Genomic DNA, 15,570 nt, shown 5'->3' on the forward strand with positions numbered 1-15,570 from the left:
ACCTACATCCGCGCCGCACACCCCGCCAGAGCGGCGAAATCGTCATCAAGCAGATGAACCGGAATGCCGGAAACCAGCTTTTGCTGGCGGCCTTTCGCGCAAAAGGCATTGATGAACTCAGGTTCTGTCAGAAACTTCGCCAGACTCCGGGTGACGCCGCCCGTCAGCACGATGCCGCCGAGGGAGAGAAACACCAGTGACAGATCGCCAATGACCCGGCCGAGAAAGGTCACCCATTGCCGGGCAGCGGCAACGCAAAGCGGATCGGAGCCGGAATTGGCCCGCTCGGCAATCTCGGCGGGCGAGAGGTCGCGCGGCGACAGGCCCTGCTCCAGACAATACCACTCGTGAATTTCCCTGAGACCGCTGCCCGACAGCGCCCGCTCGACGGAGGCGCGCCCGCGGTTGAGAGCCAGATAGGTCCAGAGCCGCAGTTCGTCTTCTGTTTCGACCGGTAGCGTCGCGTGACCGCATTCCCCCGTGCCGACATGAAGACCGGCAGGTGTGTGAAACAGGGCGGCGGCGTTGAAGCCGGTTCCCGCCCCGACGACAAGGCGCGTCGCATTGCTGCGCAGCTTTACCTCGGGCTGATGAACGGGCTGAAGCCGCTCGGCAGGAACATTGTCCAGCGAATAGGCCAGCGCCTCGAAATCGTTGAGAAAGGTGATCCGTGCGTCGCCCAGAACCGTGCCGAGGCAGTCGGCACTGAACGTCCAGGGATGGTTGGTCATGCGGATGGCAGGACCATCGATGGGGGCCGCGATGGCAATGACGGCGGACGCGCAGACCGGCCGCCCTGCTTCTGAAAGATAAGTGCCTATGGCCGCTTCCGGCGTTTCGAAATCCGCATTGCGGAACCGCGCGATCGTATCTTCCAGAACCCGGCCGTTCTCCACCAGCGCCAGTCGTGTGTTGGTGCCGCCGATATCGGCGGCAAGGCCTCGTTGAATGCTCATAGGCGGTTACCTGATGCAATGTCGAAATAGGAAATCTTGGAAAGATCGAAAGCAATAGGCACACGCTGGCCGGCGGCGACAGGTGCATCCGCGGACAGCCGGGCAACGGCCTCCGTTCCTCCGAGTTGAACCACCGCATAGGTGTCGGCCCCGGCCGGTTCGACCACATCCAGAAGGCAGTCGGCGCTTTGCAGGGTTCGCCCGTCCATGCCGCCGGACCGCAAGCCGAGATCCGTCATGGCTTCCGGACGCAGTCCGATGGTGAGTTCTGCCGTGTCGCCGGCGGCGAGGGTTTCCGGTCCCGGGCCATAATCGAACAGTTCCAGAGGAGGTCCTTCCGGTGTCGGGATCTGCAGCCGCACATGCTCGCCTTCGCGTGTTGCGGTGCCGGTCATCAGGTTCATGGACGGCGCACCCATGAAATCGGCGACAAAGGCATTCACCGGTTTGTTGTAGATCTCCTGCGGCGTGCCGATCTGCTGCACCACGCCGTCCTTCATCACCACGATCCGGCTGGCCAGTGTCATGGCCTCGATCTGGTCATGGGTGACATAGACGATGGAAGCGCCCGTCGTCTGGTGGATGCGTTTGATTTCCGTGCGCATGGTCACACGCAGCTTGGCATCCAGATTGGACAGCGGCTCGTCGAACAGAAACAGCTTCGGTTCACGCACCAGAGCCCGGCCCATGGCAACGCGCTGGCGCTGTCCGCCGGAAAGTTCGGCAGGGCGGCGGTGCAGTAGGTGCTCGATCTTCAGAAGATCCGCGACCTCGGCCACCTTCCGCTTTTTCTCCGCCTCGTTGACCTTCCGGACTTCAAGACCGAAGCCGATATTGCGTTCAACGCTCATGTTGGGAAACAGGGCGTAAGACTGAAACACCATGGCGATGTCCCGGTCGGCCGGTTCGTCGTTGGTGCGGTCCCTGCCGGCAATGTGGATCGTGCCGGAGGAAATGTCGGTCAGCCCTGAAATACAGCTCAGAAGTGTCGATTTTCCGCAGCCCGACGGCCCGACGAGAACGAGAAACTCACCGGGCGCCATGGAGATATCGATGTCCTTGAGGACATTCACTTCGCCGTATCTCTTTTGCAGGCTGCTGATTTTGAGGATGGCATCTTGCGTCATTGCAGCGTTCATTCCTTTTCGATCTCCTGCCTGGGTCAGCCCTTGACGGATCCGGCGACCAGTCCGGAGACGATGAATTTCTGGAAGGCGATGGCGAGAATGGCGGGTGGCAGGGTCGCCAGAACGCCGACCGAGGCAATGACGCCATAATCGGTCACGCGCCCGGCGGAGAAATCCGCAATCGCCACGGGCAGGGTCTTTGCGCTGAGGTCGTTGGTGAAAATCAGGGCGTAGAAGAACTCGTCCCAGGCCACCAGGAACGACAGCATCGCGGTGGCGGCTATGGCCGGAAGGGCCAGCGGTAGCACCACCTGCCGGATCGTGTAGGCGGTTCCGGCACCTTCCATGAAGGCGGCCTGTTCCACTTCCACCGGCAGCACGTCGATATTGGCCTTCATCAGCCAGGTGGCGAAGGGCAGCAGCATGGCGGTATAGACGATGATCAGGGTCACCGTGTGGTTCAGCAGGCCAAGGCTGCTGAAGGTCGAATAGAGCGGCAGCACATAGGTGATCGGCGGCATCATGATCGTTGCGAGAAACGCGAACAGCAGCACCATAGACGCCTGCCGCCGGGAAAAGGCATAGGCGGCCGGAATCGCCAGTAGAAGCGCGGCCGCCGTGGCCCCTCCCGCTGTCAGGATCGAGTTGCGCAGCGCGCTCAGGAAGCGTTCGCCGTTGCCGCCGTCCAGGCTGAGCAGCGCGGCATACCGGCTGAAGTCCAGTTGCGAGGGGATCCAGCGCAGCGGCACTTCAGTGAGGTCCGTCGGCGCGCTGATGCTCATGACGGCAAGCCAGAGCAGCGGTCCTGCGGTGAAGGCTGCCAGCAGCAGGGCACAGCCGTAAAGCAGGATGGATTGAACGAGCGAGCGTCTCATGCGGCACCTCCCGCCGTCTGCCGCTTGGTCACGGAATAGTAGAAGACAATCAGCACGGCGCTGATCCCGGCAACAAGCACCGCATAAGATGCGCCGCTGCCGCTTCTGAGGTAGTTGAAATATTCCTGGTAGACGTAAAAGCTCGCGGTCTTGGTGCTGTCCGCCGGGCCACCGCCGGTCATCACATAGATGATGTCGAAGACACGGAAAGCCTCGATGGTTCGCAGCACCATCACCACCATCAGCGGACCCGCGATCCACGGCAGGGTGATCGAGCAGAAGCGCTTCCAGGGTCCGGCCCCTTCGATGGCGGCCGCCTTGCTGAGATCTTCCGGCACGGTCTGCAGGGCCGCCAGGGCGACATAGGCCACCAGCGGAAAGTTCTTCCAGACATCGGCCAGGATGACCATGTTCATCGCCGTTGCCGGATCGCCGATCCAGCTCCGGTAGTCCGATATGATCCCCAGCTGGAAAAGCAGCGAATTCAGCGCGCCATAATCAGGATGATAGATCAGCCGCCAGGCAACCGCATTGACGATGGTCGGCACGGCCCAGGGCAGGATGATCAGCGCCCGCAGCAGCGTCCGGCCGCGGAATTCCTGGTTGAGCAGAACGGCAACGGCGACGCCGAGAACGCCTTCCAGACCTACCGAGACGATGGTGAAATAGAGCGTTCTGAAAAGGGCCTCCTGAAAATCGGGATCGGTGAGCGCGTAGACGTAATTTTCCAGGCCAATGAAATGCACCGGCTCCGGCAGAGCCGAAATGCGCGTGTCGGTGAAGCTGAGCCACAGCGTGTTGGCCAGCGGTATCAGGGTGATCAGCGCGAGTACGGCAAGGGCCGGCGCCAGAAGGATCCATTTTTCGCGTTTCTGGCGTCGGCCAAGCATTGTCAGTCTCCTGTCAACCGCAGCTTAGCGGATGCGCTTGACGCGGCTTGCGGCCGCTTCCAGCGCTTCATCCACGCTCGCCTGCCCGAGCAGGACCTGATGGATGTTCTTCTGCAGGATGTCGGAAACCTCCGTGTAGGACGGTACCAGCGGGCGCGGATACATCACCGCGATGGACTCTTTCGCCGCCGCGATCAGGTCTTCCTGGCCTTCCACCACCTTCGGTTCGGAATAGGACGCCTTCCAGATCGGCAGGCTGAGCTTGGCAAAATCGTCCTGAACGTCTTTCTGGGTCAGGAAGGAGATATAGGCCCAGGCTTCGTCCGCATGCGGGCTGTTGGCCGGAATGCCGAGACCCATGGAGCCGTTGACGCTGGAGGCGGTGGACTTGCCTTCGACACCCGGTGCGGGCGCAACCTTCACCTTGCCGGCGACCTTGCTTTCCTTCGGATCGTTGGCCAGGGCGTTCATGTAGGTCCAGTTGAGCGCAAAGGCCGCCTCGCCGTTGGAGAACACGCGGCGGACGTCTTCTTCGAAATATTCGCGTGAAGACGGATTGGTCAGGCCTTCGTCGAGCGTCGCCTTCATGAAGGCGACGGCATCCTTGGCACCGCCCGCGGTAAAGGCCGGCTGGCCTTCTTCGAAGAAAGTGCCGTCATTTGCCGCCGTCAGCGTGGTGAAATCGCAGATCATCGCTTCGGACTGCGACCAGCTCCAGACCAGCGGAAATTCGACAATGCCCTTGTCCTTGATCTGCTTTGCCTGTTCCGCCAGTTCGGCCCAGGTTTTGGGCGGTGCGGAAATGCCGGCTTCCTCAAGCATGTCGGTATTGTAGAAGAGGTATTTCGTATCGAGGATCCACGGCATGCCGTAGCGCTTGCCGTCATATTCGACCGTGGTCCAGGCGCCGTCGAACACCTTGTCGGTATAGTCGGCCGGAATGCGGCCGGTGACATCCTGCAGGAAGCCGCGCGTTGCAAATTCGGCCGGCCAGATCACGTCGAACAGGACAACGTCATAGCCGTCATCACCGGCGCCTGCCGCGGCGATGATCTTGTCATGCAGGGCCTCGTAGGGAACGAATTCCAGTGCAACCGTGATGCCGGGATTGGCTTCCTCGAACTTGGCGGTCATCGACTTGATGTCGTCTTCACTGTAGGCCGCCTGGCTCATGAAAAGTGCATTCAATGTGGTGTCGGCCAATGCCGTTGTGGTCATGGCCAGGGTCGCAAAGGCGGACCCCAAAATCATCTTTCCAAACGTGTTCATCTCGCCCTCCGGTTTTTGTGTAGGCAAAGCATCCTATGTTCGATTTTTTTATTTTGTCAAATTGATAGAAAAAATAATTTCTGGTCTATTGGCGCCATGAATGACAGTGCGCCGATCCTTGCCTCTTTCCGCACCAGCGGTACCAACCTCACCCGCGCCAAGACGCATAATCACCGCGTGGTGCTGGAAATCATCCGCACTCGCGGGCCGATCGGCCGTACGGAAATATCTGAAATCACGTCGCTTTCCCGCCAGACGGTGCAGAACATCGTCGGCGAGCTGGAAAGCCGCGGCATTGTCGAAATGCATGCCCAGAAGGCCAGGGGGCGCGGCCATCCCGGCATGATGGTCAAGCTCAAGCCCGATCATGCCTACAGTCTGGGCTTTCACGTCGACCGGCTGTCGGTGACAGCGATTGCCTGCGATCTTCTGGGCAGCATTGTCTGGCAGTCGGCCGCCCCCATGGCCGCAGCCACACCTGAGGCCGCCAACAGTCGGATCCTGTCGATGGTCGAGGACTTTCGCGCGGCCCATCCGGCCATGGCCAAATGCCTGTTCGGCGTCGGCCTCGCCGCACCCGGGCCCTTCGAAACCGGCGCGCAAACTTCGAGCGGAACGGACGCCACCACCTTTTCGGACTTCGGCTCGCCGGAAAACCTGGCAGAGCTCCAGTTGGCGGTCGGCTTGCCTGTGGTGCTGCAGAACGATGCCTCCGCCGCGGCGCTGGGCGAGCACGTTTACGGGATAGGCCGCAGCTTCAACAGCTTTGCCTTCATCCAGTTCGGCATGGGGCTTGGCGCCGGCTTTGTCCTGAATGGTGCGCTTTATCCGGGGGCATCGAAAAACGCCGGTGAAATCGGCCATGTGGTGATCGACCCGAACGGTCCTGCCTGCTCCTGCGGCAACACCGGCTGCCTTGAACGGTACCTGTCACTCAACGCGCTGTGCGAAAGACTTGGTCTGGAGCCGACCGAGCCGGGGTCAGTCGCGCGGATCGAGGCCCTGTTTGCTGAAGGCGACCCGGCCGTCCTCGGCTGGATCGCCGATGTCGCACCGCTCATGCGGCAGATGATCAACATGATCGAAATGATGCTCGACCCGGAAGCGCTGATCCTCGGGGGTATTATTTGTCCGGAGTTCCTTCAGGCACTCCTCGACAGCGCCGCCCCGCTTCCCCGCCGTCTTGATGGTTCGCCGGAAGAAGGCAGGATCCGCATCGGCACCTCGGGCGCAACAGCGGTTGCCCTCGGCGCGACAGCCGCCGCCGTCGACGCCCTCTACGCCCCCTCGGTCTCGCACCTGCTGCTGTGAGGCCACATCTCTCGCACGTAACCGGAAAGAGACCCTCATGCCGAGGAAGACCGCTAGCTCCGTCTCGAAGCATGGGCGGCATATCCCGAGCAAGCGGCCCATCTTTCGAGACGCCGCCAGAGCGGCTCCTCAGGATGAGGTGGGTGGGGAGTGTCAGTAAATCCGAAATGAACTGTCGAGGTCGGCGAAGCGGCAGCCTCAACCACTGCGGTCACCCCGGACAAGCGCAGCGCAGATCCGGGGCCCACTCTCAACGCCGCTTGCCGAAGCGGTCGGATTTCTGCAAAGCCTCCGCATCACACCAGATCTCTGGCAACGAGTTGGCCCCGGGTCTTCCTTCGGTCGCCCGGGGTGACAACCGAGATAGCGGCAATGCTGCGTCAATCAGGACTGATTATGTTGCCGGAATGAGGATGAGCGGTTGGTCCGCCCCTAACTCAGCCCCAGCATCTTGCGGATCTGTTCCTGGTCGGTCTCACCGCCGGCGAAATCGTCGAAGGCCTTGTCGGTGACTTCGATGATGTGGTGCTCGATGAAAGGTGCGCCTTCCGCAGCGCCCTGTTCGGGTGACTTCAGGCAGCATTCCCATTCCAGAACGGCCCAGCTGTCATAGCCGTATTGGGCGAGCTTGGAAAAGATGCCCGAGAAATCCACCTGGCCATCGCCCAGGGACCGGAACCGGCCCGCGCGGTTGACCCAGCCCTGATAGCCGGAATAGACGCCCTGGCGGCCGTCCGGATTGAACTCGGCGTCCTTCACGTGATAGGCGCAGATGCGCTCGTGATAGATGTCGATGAAGGCCAGATAGTCGAGCTGCTGCAGCAGGAAGTGCGACGGATCGTAGTTGATCTGGCAACGTTTGTGACCACCGAGCGCCTCCAGGAACATCTCGAAGGTTGCGCCGTCGAAGACATCCTCGCCGGGGTGGATTTCATAGCCGACATCGACGCCATTTTCGTCATAGACATCGAGGATCGGTTTCCAGCGCGCAGCCAGTTCCTTGAACGCTTCCTCGATCAGTCCTGCGGGGCGCTGCGGCCAGGGGTAGAGATAGGGAAACGCCAGTGAACCTGTGAAGCTGACGGACGCAGTGAGGCCAAGCCGCTTGCTGGCAATCGCCGCCTTCTTCATCTGGTCGACCGCCCAGGCCTGCCGGGCCTTGGGGTTGCCATGAACCTGAGATGGCGCAAAGCCGTCGAAGGCCAGGTCATAGGCCGGATGAACCGCCACGAGCTGGCCCTGCAGATGGGTCGAAAGCTCGGTGATCTCGACGCCGGCGTCGGCGCAGATGCCTTTGACCTCATCGCAATAGGCTTCGCTTTCGGCAGCCTTGTCGAGATCGAACAGACGACTGTCGAAGGTCGGGATCTGAATGCCCTTGTAACCGAGGTCCGCAGCCCATTTGGCGATTGCGGGCAGCGAATTGAACGGAGCATCGTCTCCGGCAAACTGGGCCAGGAAAATTGCGGGCCCCTTGATCAGTCCAGCCATGAATATCTCCTTAGGGTGTGGCCTCATAGATGAAGACGAAACGGGGGCGCGAGGCTGCTGCCTCACGTTCCCTCTGGTGCATATGAAAACCTGCTGAAATCGGCGGTCTTTCCCTGACCGGTGATGTCGAAGGCCAGCATACCGACAAAGGCACCGGTAAAGGAGCCATGTTCACCGCGTCCGCCTTCATCCGAAATCACACTGGCATCGAGATCCGGCCCGAAGGGCGTCCAGTCGCGGCCCTCTTGACGCCAGAAGAACTGTTGGCGAGCGCCATCGACGTTGACAGCAAGTTCCACCGGCCCGTCGGCAAGCGCGACCGGATCTGCCGGAAACGACATGCGCCCGTCTGGCCAGTCGCCGGGGCAGGAGAGGAGCGTCAGGCAGCGGCCGAGCTGTTCCGTCCAGCTGACAGCCAGAAAATGGAACTTGTGCCGGTTGTAATAGGTCGTCAATCCGGCGGCCTGCTGATAAGTCGTCGGTGCGAAATCCGTCAGGGTGGTTTCCACGCGGTAGCTGAGGTGTTCCTGGCGCCGGGCCACCAGCGACTGCTCATACCAGCTGCCGATGCTTTCCCGTCCGGTCAGCCGCAGGGCCGTTCCGGTCAGCGTTAACAGACGCTCCGGATAAGGCGTGCGCAGCCACTGAAATTCCGGCGGCAAGCTGTCGCCGGTGAAACTGCGTTCCACCCGTTGAAGTGGACGCGGTTCTGCCGCAGTCAGGCCCGGCACCTCGACCTTTGGAACCGTGCCGCCGTCTTCCAGGTAAAGCCAGCCATCGTCCCGCCACTCGCATTTCTGGATCGCGGTTTCCCGCCCCAGCGGCGAGAACCGTCCGGGCAGCGGCCGGGAGCACAGATGGGTATGGTAGACCTTGCCGTCCGGCGTTTCGACGATCTGGCCATGGCCGGCCCGCTGCAGCGGTGCGTCCGGGGTGTCCTTGGCGGTAATGAGATGCGTCTGCGGATGAAGCTCATATGGCCCTTCGATCGATCGGGACCGGGCCATCGTGACGGCGTGACCGTAGCCGGTGCCACCTTCGGCAACGGTCAGATAGTACCAGCCGTCCCGCTTATGAAGATGCGGGCCTTCTGTCAGGCCGTGCGGACTGCCGGAGAAGATCTTGCGGATCTCGCCTTTCAGCCCTTCGGTTTCCGACCATTCCTGCAGAAGGATGCCATCGAAGGCCGGATGGCGCGGATGTCCGCCAACGGAGTTGGAGATGTGGTTCCATTGCAGCACCAGGAACCATTTGCGGCCATCGTCATCGTGAAACAGTGATGGGTCGAACCCGTGTGAACTGACGTAGATCGGGTCGCTCCACGGCCCCTCGATGGAAGGGGCCGTAACGATGTAGTTATGCGCGTCCTTGAAATTCCCATCCAGCCGTTTGACGTCCGTGTAGACCAGCCAGAACCGCCCGTCCGCGTAGGAAAGGCACGGCGCCCAGATGCCGCCGCTGTCCGGATTGCCGCGCATGTCGAGCTGGCTCGCCCGGTTCAGCGGCCGGCACGCCAGATCCCAGTTGACCAGGTCTTTCGACCGGTGGATCTGGACGCCCGGATACCATTCGAAGGTCGAGGTGGCGATGAAGTAGTCATCGCCCGCCCGGCAGATCGAGGGGTCCGGGTTGAAGCCCGGCAGGATGGGATTTCGGATCATTTCCGGCTTGGTCCTTTCCGTTCCGCCGAGGCAGCCCACAGGTTGATATCGGCCTCGCGGGTGGTTTCACCGATCAACTTCAGCTCGTCTTCGGAGAACTGCAGGTTGGCAACCGCGCCGACACAGTCCTTCACCTGGCTGGCGCGGCTTGCACCGATGAGGGCCGAGGTCACCCGGCCGTTGCGCAGTACCCATGCCAGCGCCATCTGCGCCAGAGTCTGGCCTCGTTTCTCGGCAATGTCGTTAAGCGCCCGGATGGTGGCCAGGTTCTCTTCGCTCAGGAATTGGGTCTTCAGCGATTTGCCCTGGTTCGCCCGGCTGTCTTCCGGAATGCCCTTCAGATATTTGCTGGTCAGCATGCCCTGGGCGAGCGGCGAAAAGGCAATGGAGCCGATGCCGAGGTCGTCGAGAGTGTCCAGCAGGCCGTCGTCCTCGACCCACCGGTTGATCATGGAATAACTCGGCTGATGGATCAGGCACGGCGTGCCCAGCTCCTTCAGGATGGCGGCGGCTTCCCGGGTCCGTTTGGAATTGTAGGACGAGAGGCCGACATAAAGCGCTCGACCGGACCGCACGATGTGGTCGAGGGCCATCATGGTCTCTTCCAGCGGTGTCTCCGGGTCGAAGCGGTGCGAATAGAAGATATCGACATAGTCGAGCCCCATCCGCTTCAAGGACTGGTCGCAGGACGCGATCAGGTATTTGCGGCTGCCCCACTCGCCATAAGGCCCGGGCCACATTTCATAACCGGCCTTGGACGAAATGATCATCTCGTCCCGGTAAGGTGCAAAATCCGTCCGCAGCAGTTCACCGAAGGCGGTTTCCGCAGAACCCGGTTTCGGGCCGTAATTGTTGGCAAGATCGAAATGGGTGATGCCGAGATCGAAGGCGGTCCGGGCAATCTCCCGTTTCTTGTCGAGCGGCGTATCGTCGCCGAAATTGTGCCACAGGCCGAGCGAGATCACCGGCAATTTCAGGCCGGATTTCCCGCATCGGCGGTATTCCATGGTGTCGTAGCGCGTATCCGCTGCTGTCCAGGTCATTTGCTATCCCGTTAGACTAGAAGGGCCTTCGCCGCCTGCGGGTCCAGGGCTTCCGGGCGCTCGCAGGTGGTTTTGATGTCAATGAACGTCCCGCTCTCGCCGGAGGCGAGAATCGACGTCATCACATCGACAACATGCAGAGCAAACTCCAAAGAGCAACGGTGCGGCCGGTTTTCCAGGATGCCGAGGGCCATATCCGCCAGCCCCGCCGTCCGGTAGTTGGCGTGTCCGCGGTCATTTGCCTTGGAGAACGGATGCTGCCAGGCTTCCGACAGCGTTACGAAGCTGCCCTTGTCGGTCATGCGCACTTCGCCGCCGAAGAAATTCGGATCCGGCACATGGAGCGTGCCTTCGCGGCCGTAAAGCTCCATGTTGGAATGGCCGTGCTGCCAGACGTCCCAGCTTGCGCAATAGGTGATCTGGGCACCGGACTGGAACTGCATCACCGCGTGAATGGTCGTCGGCGTTTCCACCTTGATCTTGTCGCCGTAACGCGGCTGCGAGGTGATGGTGCGGTACTCGGAGCCCGAGGAGCTCATGGCGCAGACCCGCTTCACCGGCCCCAGAAGCTGCACCAGGTTGGAAACATAATAGGGTCCGAGGTCGAGGATCGGGCCGCCGCCGGGCTGAAAGAAGAAGTCCGGATTCGGATGCCACATTTCCATGCCCGGGCTCTGCACGAAACAGGTTCCCGAAGTGACCTTGCCGATGGCGTCACTGTCGATCAGATGCCGTACAAGCTGGTGCGCGCCACCCAGGAACGTATCCGGCGCCGAGCCGACCCGGAGGCCTTTTTCCTTTGCGATCGCGGCCAGGGCTTCGCCCTCTTCGAGGCTGAGCACGAACGGTTTTTCAGAATAGACATGCTTGCCGGCCTCCAGAACGCGTCTGGAGACTTCATAGTGCACCGCCGGCACCGTCAGGTTGACGATGATGTCGATATCGCTCGCCGCCAGAAGGCCGTCGACGGTTTCGGCTCTGAGGCCGAATTCCTCGGCGCGGGCTTTCGCCGCCGCTTCGTTGATATCGGCGCAGGCGCGCACCTCGATGCCCCTGAAGAGCGGCGAGAGGCGCATGTAGGCGGCCGAAATGTTTCCGCATCCAAGGATGCCGATGCCAAGTGTCTTGCTCATGGGATTACCTCAATAGGCGCGGAAGGCCGCGATGGAGCGGGTTGCGAAACGGTCGAAGTCCGATGGTTTGTCGTGTTCCATCACGAACAGATCGACCCCGGCGCCCTTGAGCGCCTTCATGATCCCCTGCCAGTCCATCGTTCCCTGGCCGACATCCGCCCAGCCGTCTTCGTCGGCACATTCACCCTCGGGCGCAATGTCCTTCACGTGGGCGGTAGTGATACGGCTGGCGTATTTCTCGATCCAGTCGAGCGGGTCCTGGTTGCCGCGCACGATCCAGGCAATATCGGCTTCCCATTCGATGGAAGGGGCAGCCTCCATCAGGATATCCATCGGCAGACGGCCATCAGGGCAGGCCTTGAACTCGAAATCATGGTTGTGCCAGCCGAAGCGCAGCCCGGCGTCGCGGATCTTTTCGCCGATGGTTTCCAGGCGTCCGGCGATGGACTGCCACATGGCCGCGTCCGGAATGCGCTGCTCCGGCGGCACGGCGGGAACGAAGATCCGCTCCATGCCCAGGGTCTTTGCGGTGTCGATCACGTTGGCGAGGTCGTCTTCAAATTGCTCCATCGGAAAGAAGTGGCCCGACGGCATCTTGAGCCCGTTTGCGTCAAGCATCTCGCGGAAGGCTGCCGGGTTCTCGTAATTGCCGCCGAAGCCTTCGACCTGGGTATAGCCGAGGTCTGCAAGCCGCTTGAGAACGCCGTCCCAGGGAGTGAATTCGCGAGCGGAATAGAGCTGGAAGGAAATATCCATCTTGAGTGTCCTGAATTGGGGGCCTGAATTGGGGGCCTGAAGTGAGAGCGCGTCGGTCTAGAGCCGGGATTCCGTTGTTTTGTCGAAAAGATTGGCGCGGGCGGGATCGAATCCGACGGAGATGGCATCGCCGTGCCGGACAGTTGCCTGACCGTCCATGCGAACCCAGAGCGTCCTGTCGCCGATGGTGAAGCGGACAAGTGTGTCCGAGCCGAGCGGTTCCACCAGTTCCACGTGGCCGTCGAACCGCACAGGGGACGCTTCCGCCTCCGCGCCGCTGACCATATGCTCGGGCCGGATACCGAACCAGGCAGCGCCTGCTGCCGGAGGGCCGTCCTGGAAGGCATAACCGTCAAGCGAGAAGGTCTTTCCGCCGGTGGTGAAGCGGTATGTCCCGCCGGTTTCTTCCAGATCGCCTTCAAAGAAATTCATGGTCGGCGAGCCGATGAACTCGGCCACATATTTGCTGGCGGGCCGGTTATAGATTTCGTTGGGCGAGGCCAACTGCAGGATCTGACCGCCGCGCATGATGGCGATCCGGTCTGCCAGCGTCATGGCCTCGATCTGGTCGTGGGTGACGTAGATCATGGTGTTGGAAAGCTTCTGGTGAAGCTGCTTGATCTCGACCCGCAGGTCTGCCCGGAGCTTGGCATCCAGGTTGGAAAGCGGTTCGTCGAACAGGAACACGTTGGCGTCGCGCACCAGCGCCCGGCCGATGGCGGCGCGCTGGCGCTGGCCGCCGGAAAGGGCGGCCGGCTTGCGGCTAAGCAGCGGTTCGATCTGCAGGACCTTTGCGGCCCGGTTCACCCGTTCCTCGATTTCCGCCTTGGGCAGGCCCGCATTCTTCAGACCGAAGCTCAGGTTCCCGGCAACGGTCATCTGCGGATAGAGCGCATAGGACTGGAACACCATGCCGATGCCGCGCTGGGAGGGCTCCGCCCAGGTCACGTTACGCCCGCCGATGAAGATCTGACCGCCGGTGACATCCAGCAATCCGGCAATGCAGTTCAGCAGGGTGGATTTTCCGCAGCCCGACGAGCCGAGCAGCACGAGAAACTCGCCCTGGCCGACATCGAGATTGAGATCTTTCAGAACGTCGAGGCTTCCGAAACTCAGGGAAAGGTTCTTGATGGAGATGCTTGGTTCCATGGGTCGTCTCGTTAGCCTTTCACCGCACCGGCGGCGATGCCGCGCACGAAGAGTTTTCCGGAGATGAAGTAGATGGTGAGGGGAACGAGGCCGGTCAGGATCGTCGCGGCCATGTTGACGTTGTATTCCTTCACCCCTTGCGTGGAATTGACGATGTTGTTGAGCTGTACCGTCATCGGATAGAGGTCCGGCTTGGTGTAGATCACGCCGAACAGGAAGTCGTTCCAGATGCCGGTCACCTGAAGGATCATGGCAACGACGAAGATCGGCAGGCTCATCGGCACCATGATCTGGAAATAGATCGCCCAGAACCCGGCCCCATCGACGCGCGCCGCCTTGAACAGTTCCTGCGGCACGGAAGCGAAGTAGTTTCGGAACAGCAGCGTCAGGATGGGCATGCCAAAGATGGTGTGCACGATCACCAGCCCGGTGAGGCTGCCGTAAAGGCCGATTTCCCGCAGCATGATGACGATCGGATAGATCATCACCTGATAGGGAATGAAGGCTCCGACGATCAGGATGGCGAAGAAGGTTTCCGATCCCTTGAAGCGCCAGTTGGCAAGCGCGTAGCCGTTCACCGAGGCGATCGCGATCGACAGGATCACCGATGGGATCAGGATCTTCACCGAATTGAAGAAGCCGCGTGACAGGCCATCGCAGTTCAGGCCGGTACAGGCTTCCGCCCAGGCTTTCACCCATGGCTGGAACGTGACCTCGACCGGCGGTGCGAAGATATTGCCCAGCCGGATTTCCGGCATGCCTTTCAATGAGGTGACGATCATCACGTAGAGCGGCAACAGGTAATAAAGACAGACGACGATCAGCGTGCCGTAGATCAGGATGTTCCGGCGGGACAGCGCCTTGCGCGGCTTGCGACCGGCGGGGCCTTCAACCATGCGGTTGCCGGACGAGGAGCCGTCGCCGTGCCGGAGGGCCCGGTCGGGACCGGTTTCCATCGCGGTATCGTATGTCATGGAACCTTTCAGGAGGTGGGGCGCCTTGGTCATTTCCGCTTGCCTCCGAATTCGAGATAGGCCCAGGGCACGACGATGATGATGACCGTGAGCAGCATCATGGTGGAGGCGGCAAAACCCTGGCCGAGGTTCTGCGACAGGAACATGGCGTCATAGACGTATTTGGCCGGAACTTCGGAGGAGATGCCGGGGCCGCCGCCTGTCTGGGCAACGACCAGGTCGTAGACCTTGATGATGCCGGAGGCGATCAGCACGATTGCGGTGATGAAGATGCCGCGCATCATCGGAATGACGATGAAGAGATAGGTCTTCCACATCGGGATGCCGTCGATCTTGGCGGCCTTCCAGATGTCTTCGTCAATCCCGCGCAGGCCCGCCAGCATCAGGCACATGATCAGCCCGGTTCCCTGCCAGAGGCCGGCGATGAGGATGCCATAGATGACGATCTCGGGATTGTAGAGCGGGTCGAAGTTGAAACTCTCCCAGCCGAGACTGCGCACCACGTGCTGAATGCCGAAGTCGGGGTTGAGAATCCACTGCCAGGCAAGACCCGTGACGATGAAGCTGAGCGCGAAGGGATAGAGCAGGATTGTCCTGAACGTGTCCTCGAAGCGGATCTTCTGGTCGAGGAGAGCCGCCAGCATGAAGCCGATCAGCAGCGAGAAAACCAGCGAGAAAGCGCCGTAGATGGCCAGGTTCTCGATGGAAATCAGCCACTTGCTGCTGCTCCACAGCCGTTCGTACTGGGCAAGGCCGACGAATTTCTCACGCGGCAGGAGCTTGGAATTGGTGAAGGAATAAAGAACCGTCCAGGCGGTTCCTCCGATGAAGACCACCACGGCGGTGATGATCATCGGAATCGCGGCCACCTTGGCGCTGATGTTCCGATGCCACCTCGCGGGGCGTGTAGCTGCGGACATGCCGAAAACTTCCTT

14 protein-coding genes are annotated in these 15,570 nt (G+C 61.2%); 1 reads left to right on the forward strand and 13 read right to left on the reverse strand.

Annotation, left to right across the window (positions count from 1 at the left end):
- Positions 1-2 precede the first annotated feature (2 nt).
- Genes SIAM614_RS25510 through SIAM614_RS25530 form a run of 5 tightly spaced genes read right to left on the reverse strand, consistent with a single transcriptional unit; the run spans position 3 to position 5,117 of the window.
- Entirely contained in the window at positions 3-956 is a 954-nt protein-coding gene (locus SIAM614_RS25510) for a glucokinase (RefSeq protein WP_006939032.1), read from the reverse strand.
- Positions 953-2,095 (reverse strand): ABC transporter ATP-binding protein, encoded by a 1,143-nt coding sequence (locus SIAM614_RS25515; RefSeq protein ID WP_006939033.1) that lies wholly within the window; start codon positions 2,093-2,095, stop codon positions 953-955. The genes SIAM614_RS25510 and SIAM614_RS25515 overlap by 4 nt, the downstream gene beginning before the upstream one ends.
- Positions 2,096-2,118: 23 nt before the next feature.
- Positions 2,119-2,958: a carbohydrate ABC transporter permease gene (locus SIAM614_RS25520; protein ID WP_006939034.1), complete on the reverse strand. Its 840-nt coding sequence runs from the start codon at positions 2,956-2,958 to the stop codon at positions 2,119-2,121.
- A complete protein-coding gene (locus SIAM614_RS25525) occupies positions 2,955-3,848 on the reverse strand; it encodes a carbohydrate ABC transporter permease (protein ID WP_006939035.1) in 894 nt (297 codons plus the stop codon). The genes SIAM614_RS25520 and SIAM614_RS25525 overlap by 4 nt, the downstream gene beginning before the upstream one ends.
- A gap of 24 nt (positions 3,849-3,872) precedes the next feature.
- Positions 3,873-5,117 carry an extracellular solute-binding protein gene (locus SIAM614_RS25530; protein WP_006939036.1) on the reverse strand — a complete coding sequence of 415 codons (1,245 nt, stop codon included), beginning with the start codon at positions 5,115-5,117 and terminating at the stop codon, positions 3,873-3,875.
- A gap of 96 nt (positions 5,118-5,213) precedes the next feature.
- Here SIAM614_RS25530 and SIAM614_RS25535 point away from each other — a divergent pair, with 96 nt between their 5' ends.
- On the forward strand, positions 5,214-6,428 hold the full coding sequence (locus tag SIAM614_RS25535; protein WP_006939037.1) for an ROK family transcriptional regulator: 1,215 nt from the start codon (positions 5,214-5,216) through the stop codon (positions 6,426-6,428).
- A 432-nt stretch (positions 6,429-6,860) separates the two neighbouring features.
- Here the strand turns inward: SIAM614_RS25535 and SIAM614_RS25540 are convergent, their stop codons facing one another.
- The 8 genes from SIAM614_RS25540 to SIAM614_RS25575 all read right to left on the reverse strand — a co-directional run bounded on the left by SIAM614_RS25540 (position 6,861) and on the right by SIAM614_RS25575 (position 15,555).
- The gene (locus SIAM614_RS25540) at positions 6,861-7,919 is read right to left on the reverse strand and encodes a sugar phosphate isomerase/epimerase family protein (protein ID WP_006939038.1); all 1,059 of its coding nucleotides are present in this window, start codon (positions 7,917-7,919) and stop codon (positions 6,861-6,863) included.
- 62 nt (positions 7,920-7,981) lie between these two features.
- Complete coding sequence (locus tag SIAM614_RS25545; RefSeq protein WP_040441151.1) at positions 7,982-9,580, reverse strand: glycoside hydrolase family 43 protein; 1,599 nt, start codon at positions 9,578-9,580, stop codon at positions 7,982-7,984.
- The gene (gene mgrA, locus SIAM614_RS25550; protein WP_006939040.1) at positions 9,577-10,623 is read right to left on the reverse strand and encodes an L-glyceraldehyde 3-phosphate reductase; all 1,047 of its coding nucleotides are present in this window, start codon (positions 10,621-10,623) and stop codon (positions 9,577-9,579) included. The genes SIAM614_RS25545 and mgrA overlap by 4 nt, the downstream gene beginning before the upstream one ends.
- 11 nt (positions 10,624-10,634) lie before the next feature.
- Positions 10,635-11,756, reverse strand: coding sequence for a Gfo/Idh/MocA family protein (locus SIAM614_RS25555; RefSeq protein ID WP_006939041.1), 1,122 nt, complete (start codon positions 11,754-11,756; stop codon positions 10,635-10,637).
- Positions 11,757-11,765: 9 nt separating this feature from the next.
- The gene (locus tag SIAM614_RS25560) at positions 11,766-12,512 is read right to left on the reverse strand and encodes a sugar phosphate isomerase/epimerase family protein (protein WP_006939042.1); all 747 of its coding nucleotides are present in this window, start codon (positions 12,510-12,512) and stop codon (positions 11,766-11,768) included.
- 57 nt (positions 12,513-12,569) lie between these two features.
- Positions 12,570-13,661 (reverse strand): ABC transporter ATP-binding protein, encoded by a 1,092-nt coding sequence (locus tag SIAM614_RS25565; protein WP_006939043.1) that lies wholly within the window; start codon positions 13,659-13,661, stop codon positions 12,570-12,572.
- A gap of 11 nt (positions 13,662-13,672) precedes the next feature.
- Positions 13,673-14,557, reverse strand: coding sequence for a carbohydrate ABC transporter permease (locus SIAM614_RS25570; RefSeq protein ID WP_085956418.1), 885 nt, complete (start codon positions 14,555-14,557; stop codon positions 13,673-13,675).
- Positions 14,558-14,664: 107 nt separating this feature from the next.
- Entirely contained in the window at positions 14,665-15,555 is an 891-nt protein-coding gene (locus SIAM614_RS25575) for a carbohydrate ABC transporter permease (RefSeq protein WP_006939045.1), read from the reverse strand.
- Between the last annotated feature and the right edge of the window lie 15 nt (positions 15,556-15,570).

Source organism: Roseibium aggregatum IAM 12614, from assembly GCF_000168975.1.
In the GTDB taxonomy this organism is placed as follows: domain Bacteria; phylum Pseudomonadota; class Alphaproteobacteria; order Rhizobiales; family Stappiaceae; genus Roseibium; species Roseibium aggregatum.

What these genes read in the sequence shown, in the direction of transcription:
- SIAM614_RS25510 (WP_006939032.1), bottom strand. Translation starts at nt 956, where the DNA reads ATGAGCATTCAACGAGGCCTTGCCGCCGATATCGGCGGCACCAACACA.
- SIAM614_RS25515 (WP_006939033.1), bottom strand. Translation starts at nt 2,095, where the DNA reads ATGAACGCTGCAATGACGCAAGATGCCATCCTCAAAATCAGCAGCCTG.
- SIAM614_RS25520 (WP_006939034.1), bottom strand. Translation starts at nt 2,958, where the DNA reads ATGAGACGCTCGCTCGTTCAATCCATCCTGCTTTACGGCTGTGCCCTG.
- SIAM614_RS25525 (WP_006939035.1), bottom strand. Translation starts at nt 3,848, where the DNA reads ATGCTTGGCCGACGCCAGAAACGCGAAAAATGGATCCTTCTGGCGCCG.
- SIAM614_RS25530 (WP_006939036.1), bottom strand. Translation starts at nt 5,117, where the DNA reads ATGAACACGTTTGGAAAGATGATTTTGGGGTCCGCCTTTGCGACCCTG.
- SIAM614_RS25535 (WP_006939037.1), top strand. Translation starts at nt 5,214, where the DNA reads ATGAATGACAGTGCGCCGATCCTTGCCTCTTTCCGCACCAGCGGTACC.
- SIAM614_RS25540 (WP_006939038.1), bottom strand. Translation starts at nt 7,919, where the DNA reads ATGGCTGGACTGATCAAGGGGCCCGCAATTTTCCTGGCCCAGTTTGCC.
- SIAM614_RS25545 (WP_040441151.1), bottom strand. Translation starts at nt 9,580, where the DNA reads ATGATCCGAAATCCCATCCTGCCGGGCTTCAACCCGGACCCCTCGATC.
- mgrA (WP_006939040.1), bottom strand. Translation starts at nt 10,623, where the DNA reads ATGACCTGGACAGCAGCGGATACGCGCTACGACACCATGGAATACCGC.
- SIAM614_RS25555 (WP_006939041.1), bottom strand. Translation starts at nt 11,756, where the DNA reads ATGAGCAAGACACTTGGCATCGGCATCCTTGGATGCGGAAACATTTCG.
- SIAM614_RS25560 (WP_006939042.1), bottom strand. Translation starts at nt 12,512, where the DNA reads ATGGATATTTCCTTCCAGCTCTATTCCGCTCGCGAATTCACTCCCTGG.
- SIAM614_RS25565 (WP_006939043.1), bottom strand. Translation starts at nt 13,661, where the DNA reads ATGGAACCAAGCATCTCCATCAAGAACCTTTCCCTGAGTTTCGGAAGC.
- SIAM614_RS25570 (WP_085956418.1), bottom strand. Translation starts at nt 14,557, where the DNA reads ATGGTTGAAGGCCCCGCCGGTCGCAAGCCGCGCAAGGCGCTGTCCCGC.
- SIAM614_RS25575 (WP_006939045.1), bottom strand. Translation starts at nt 15,555, where the DNA reads ATGTCCGCAGCTACACGCCCCGCGAGGTGGCATCGGAACATCAGCGCC.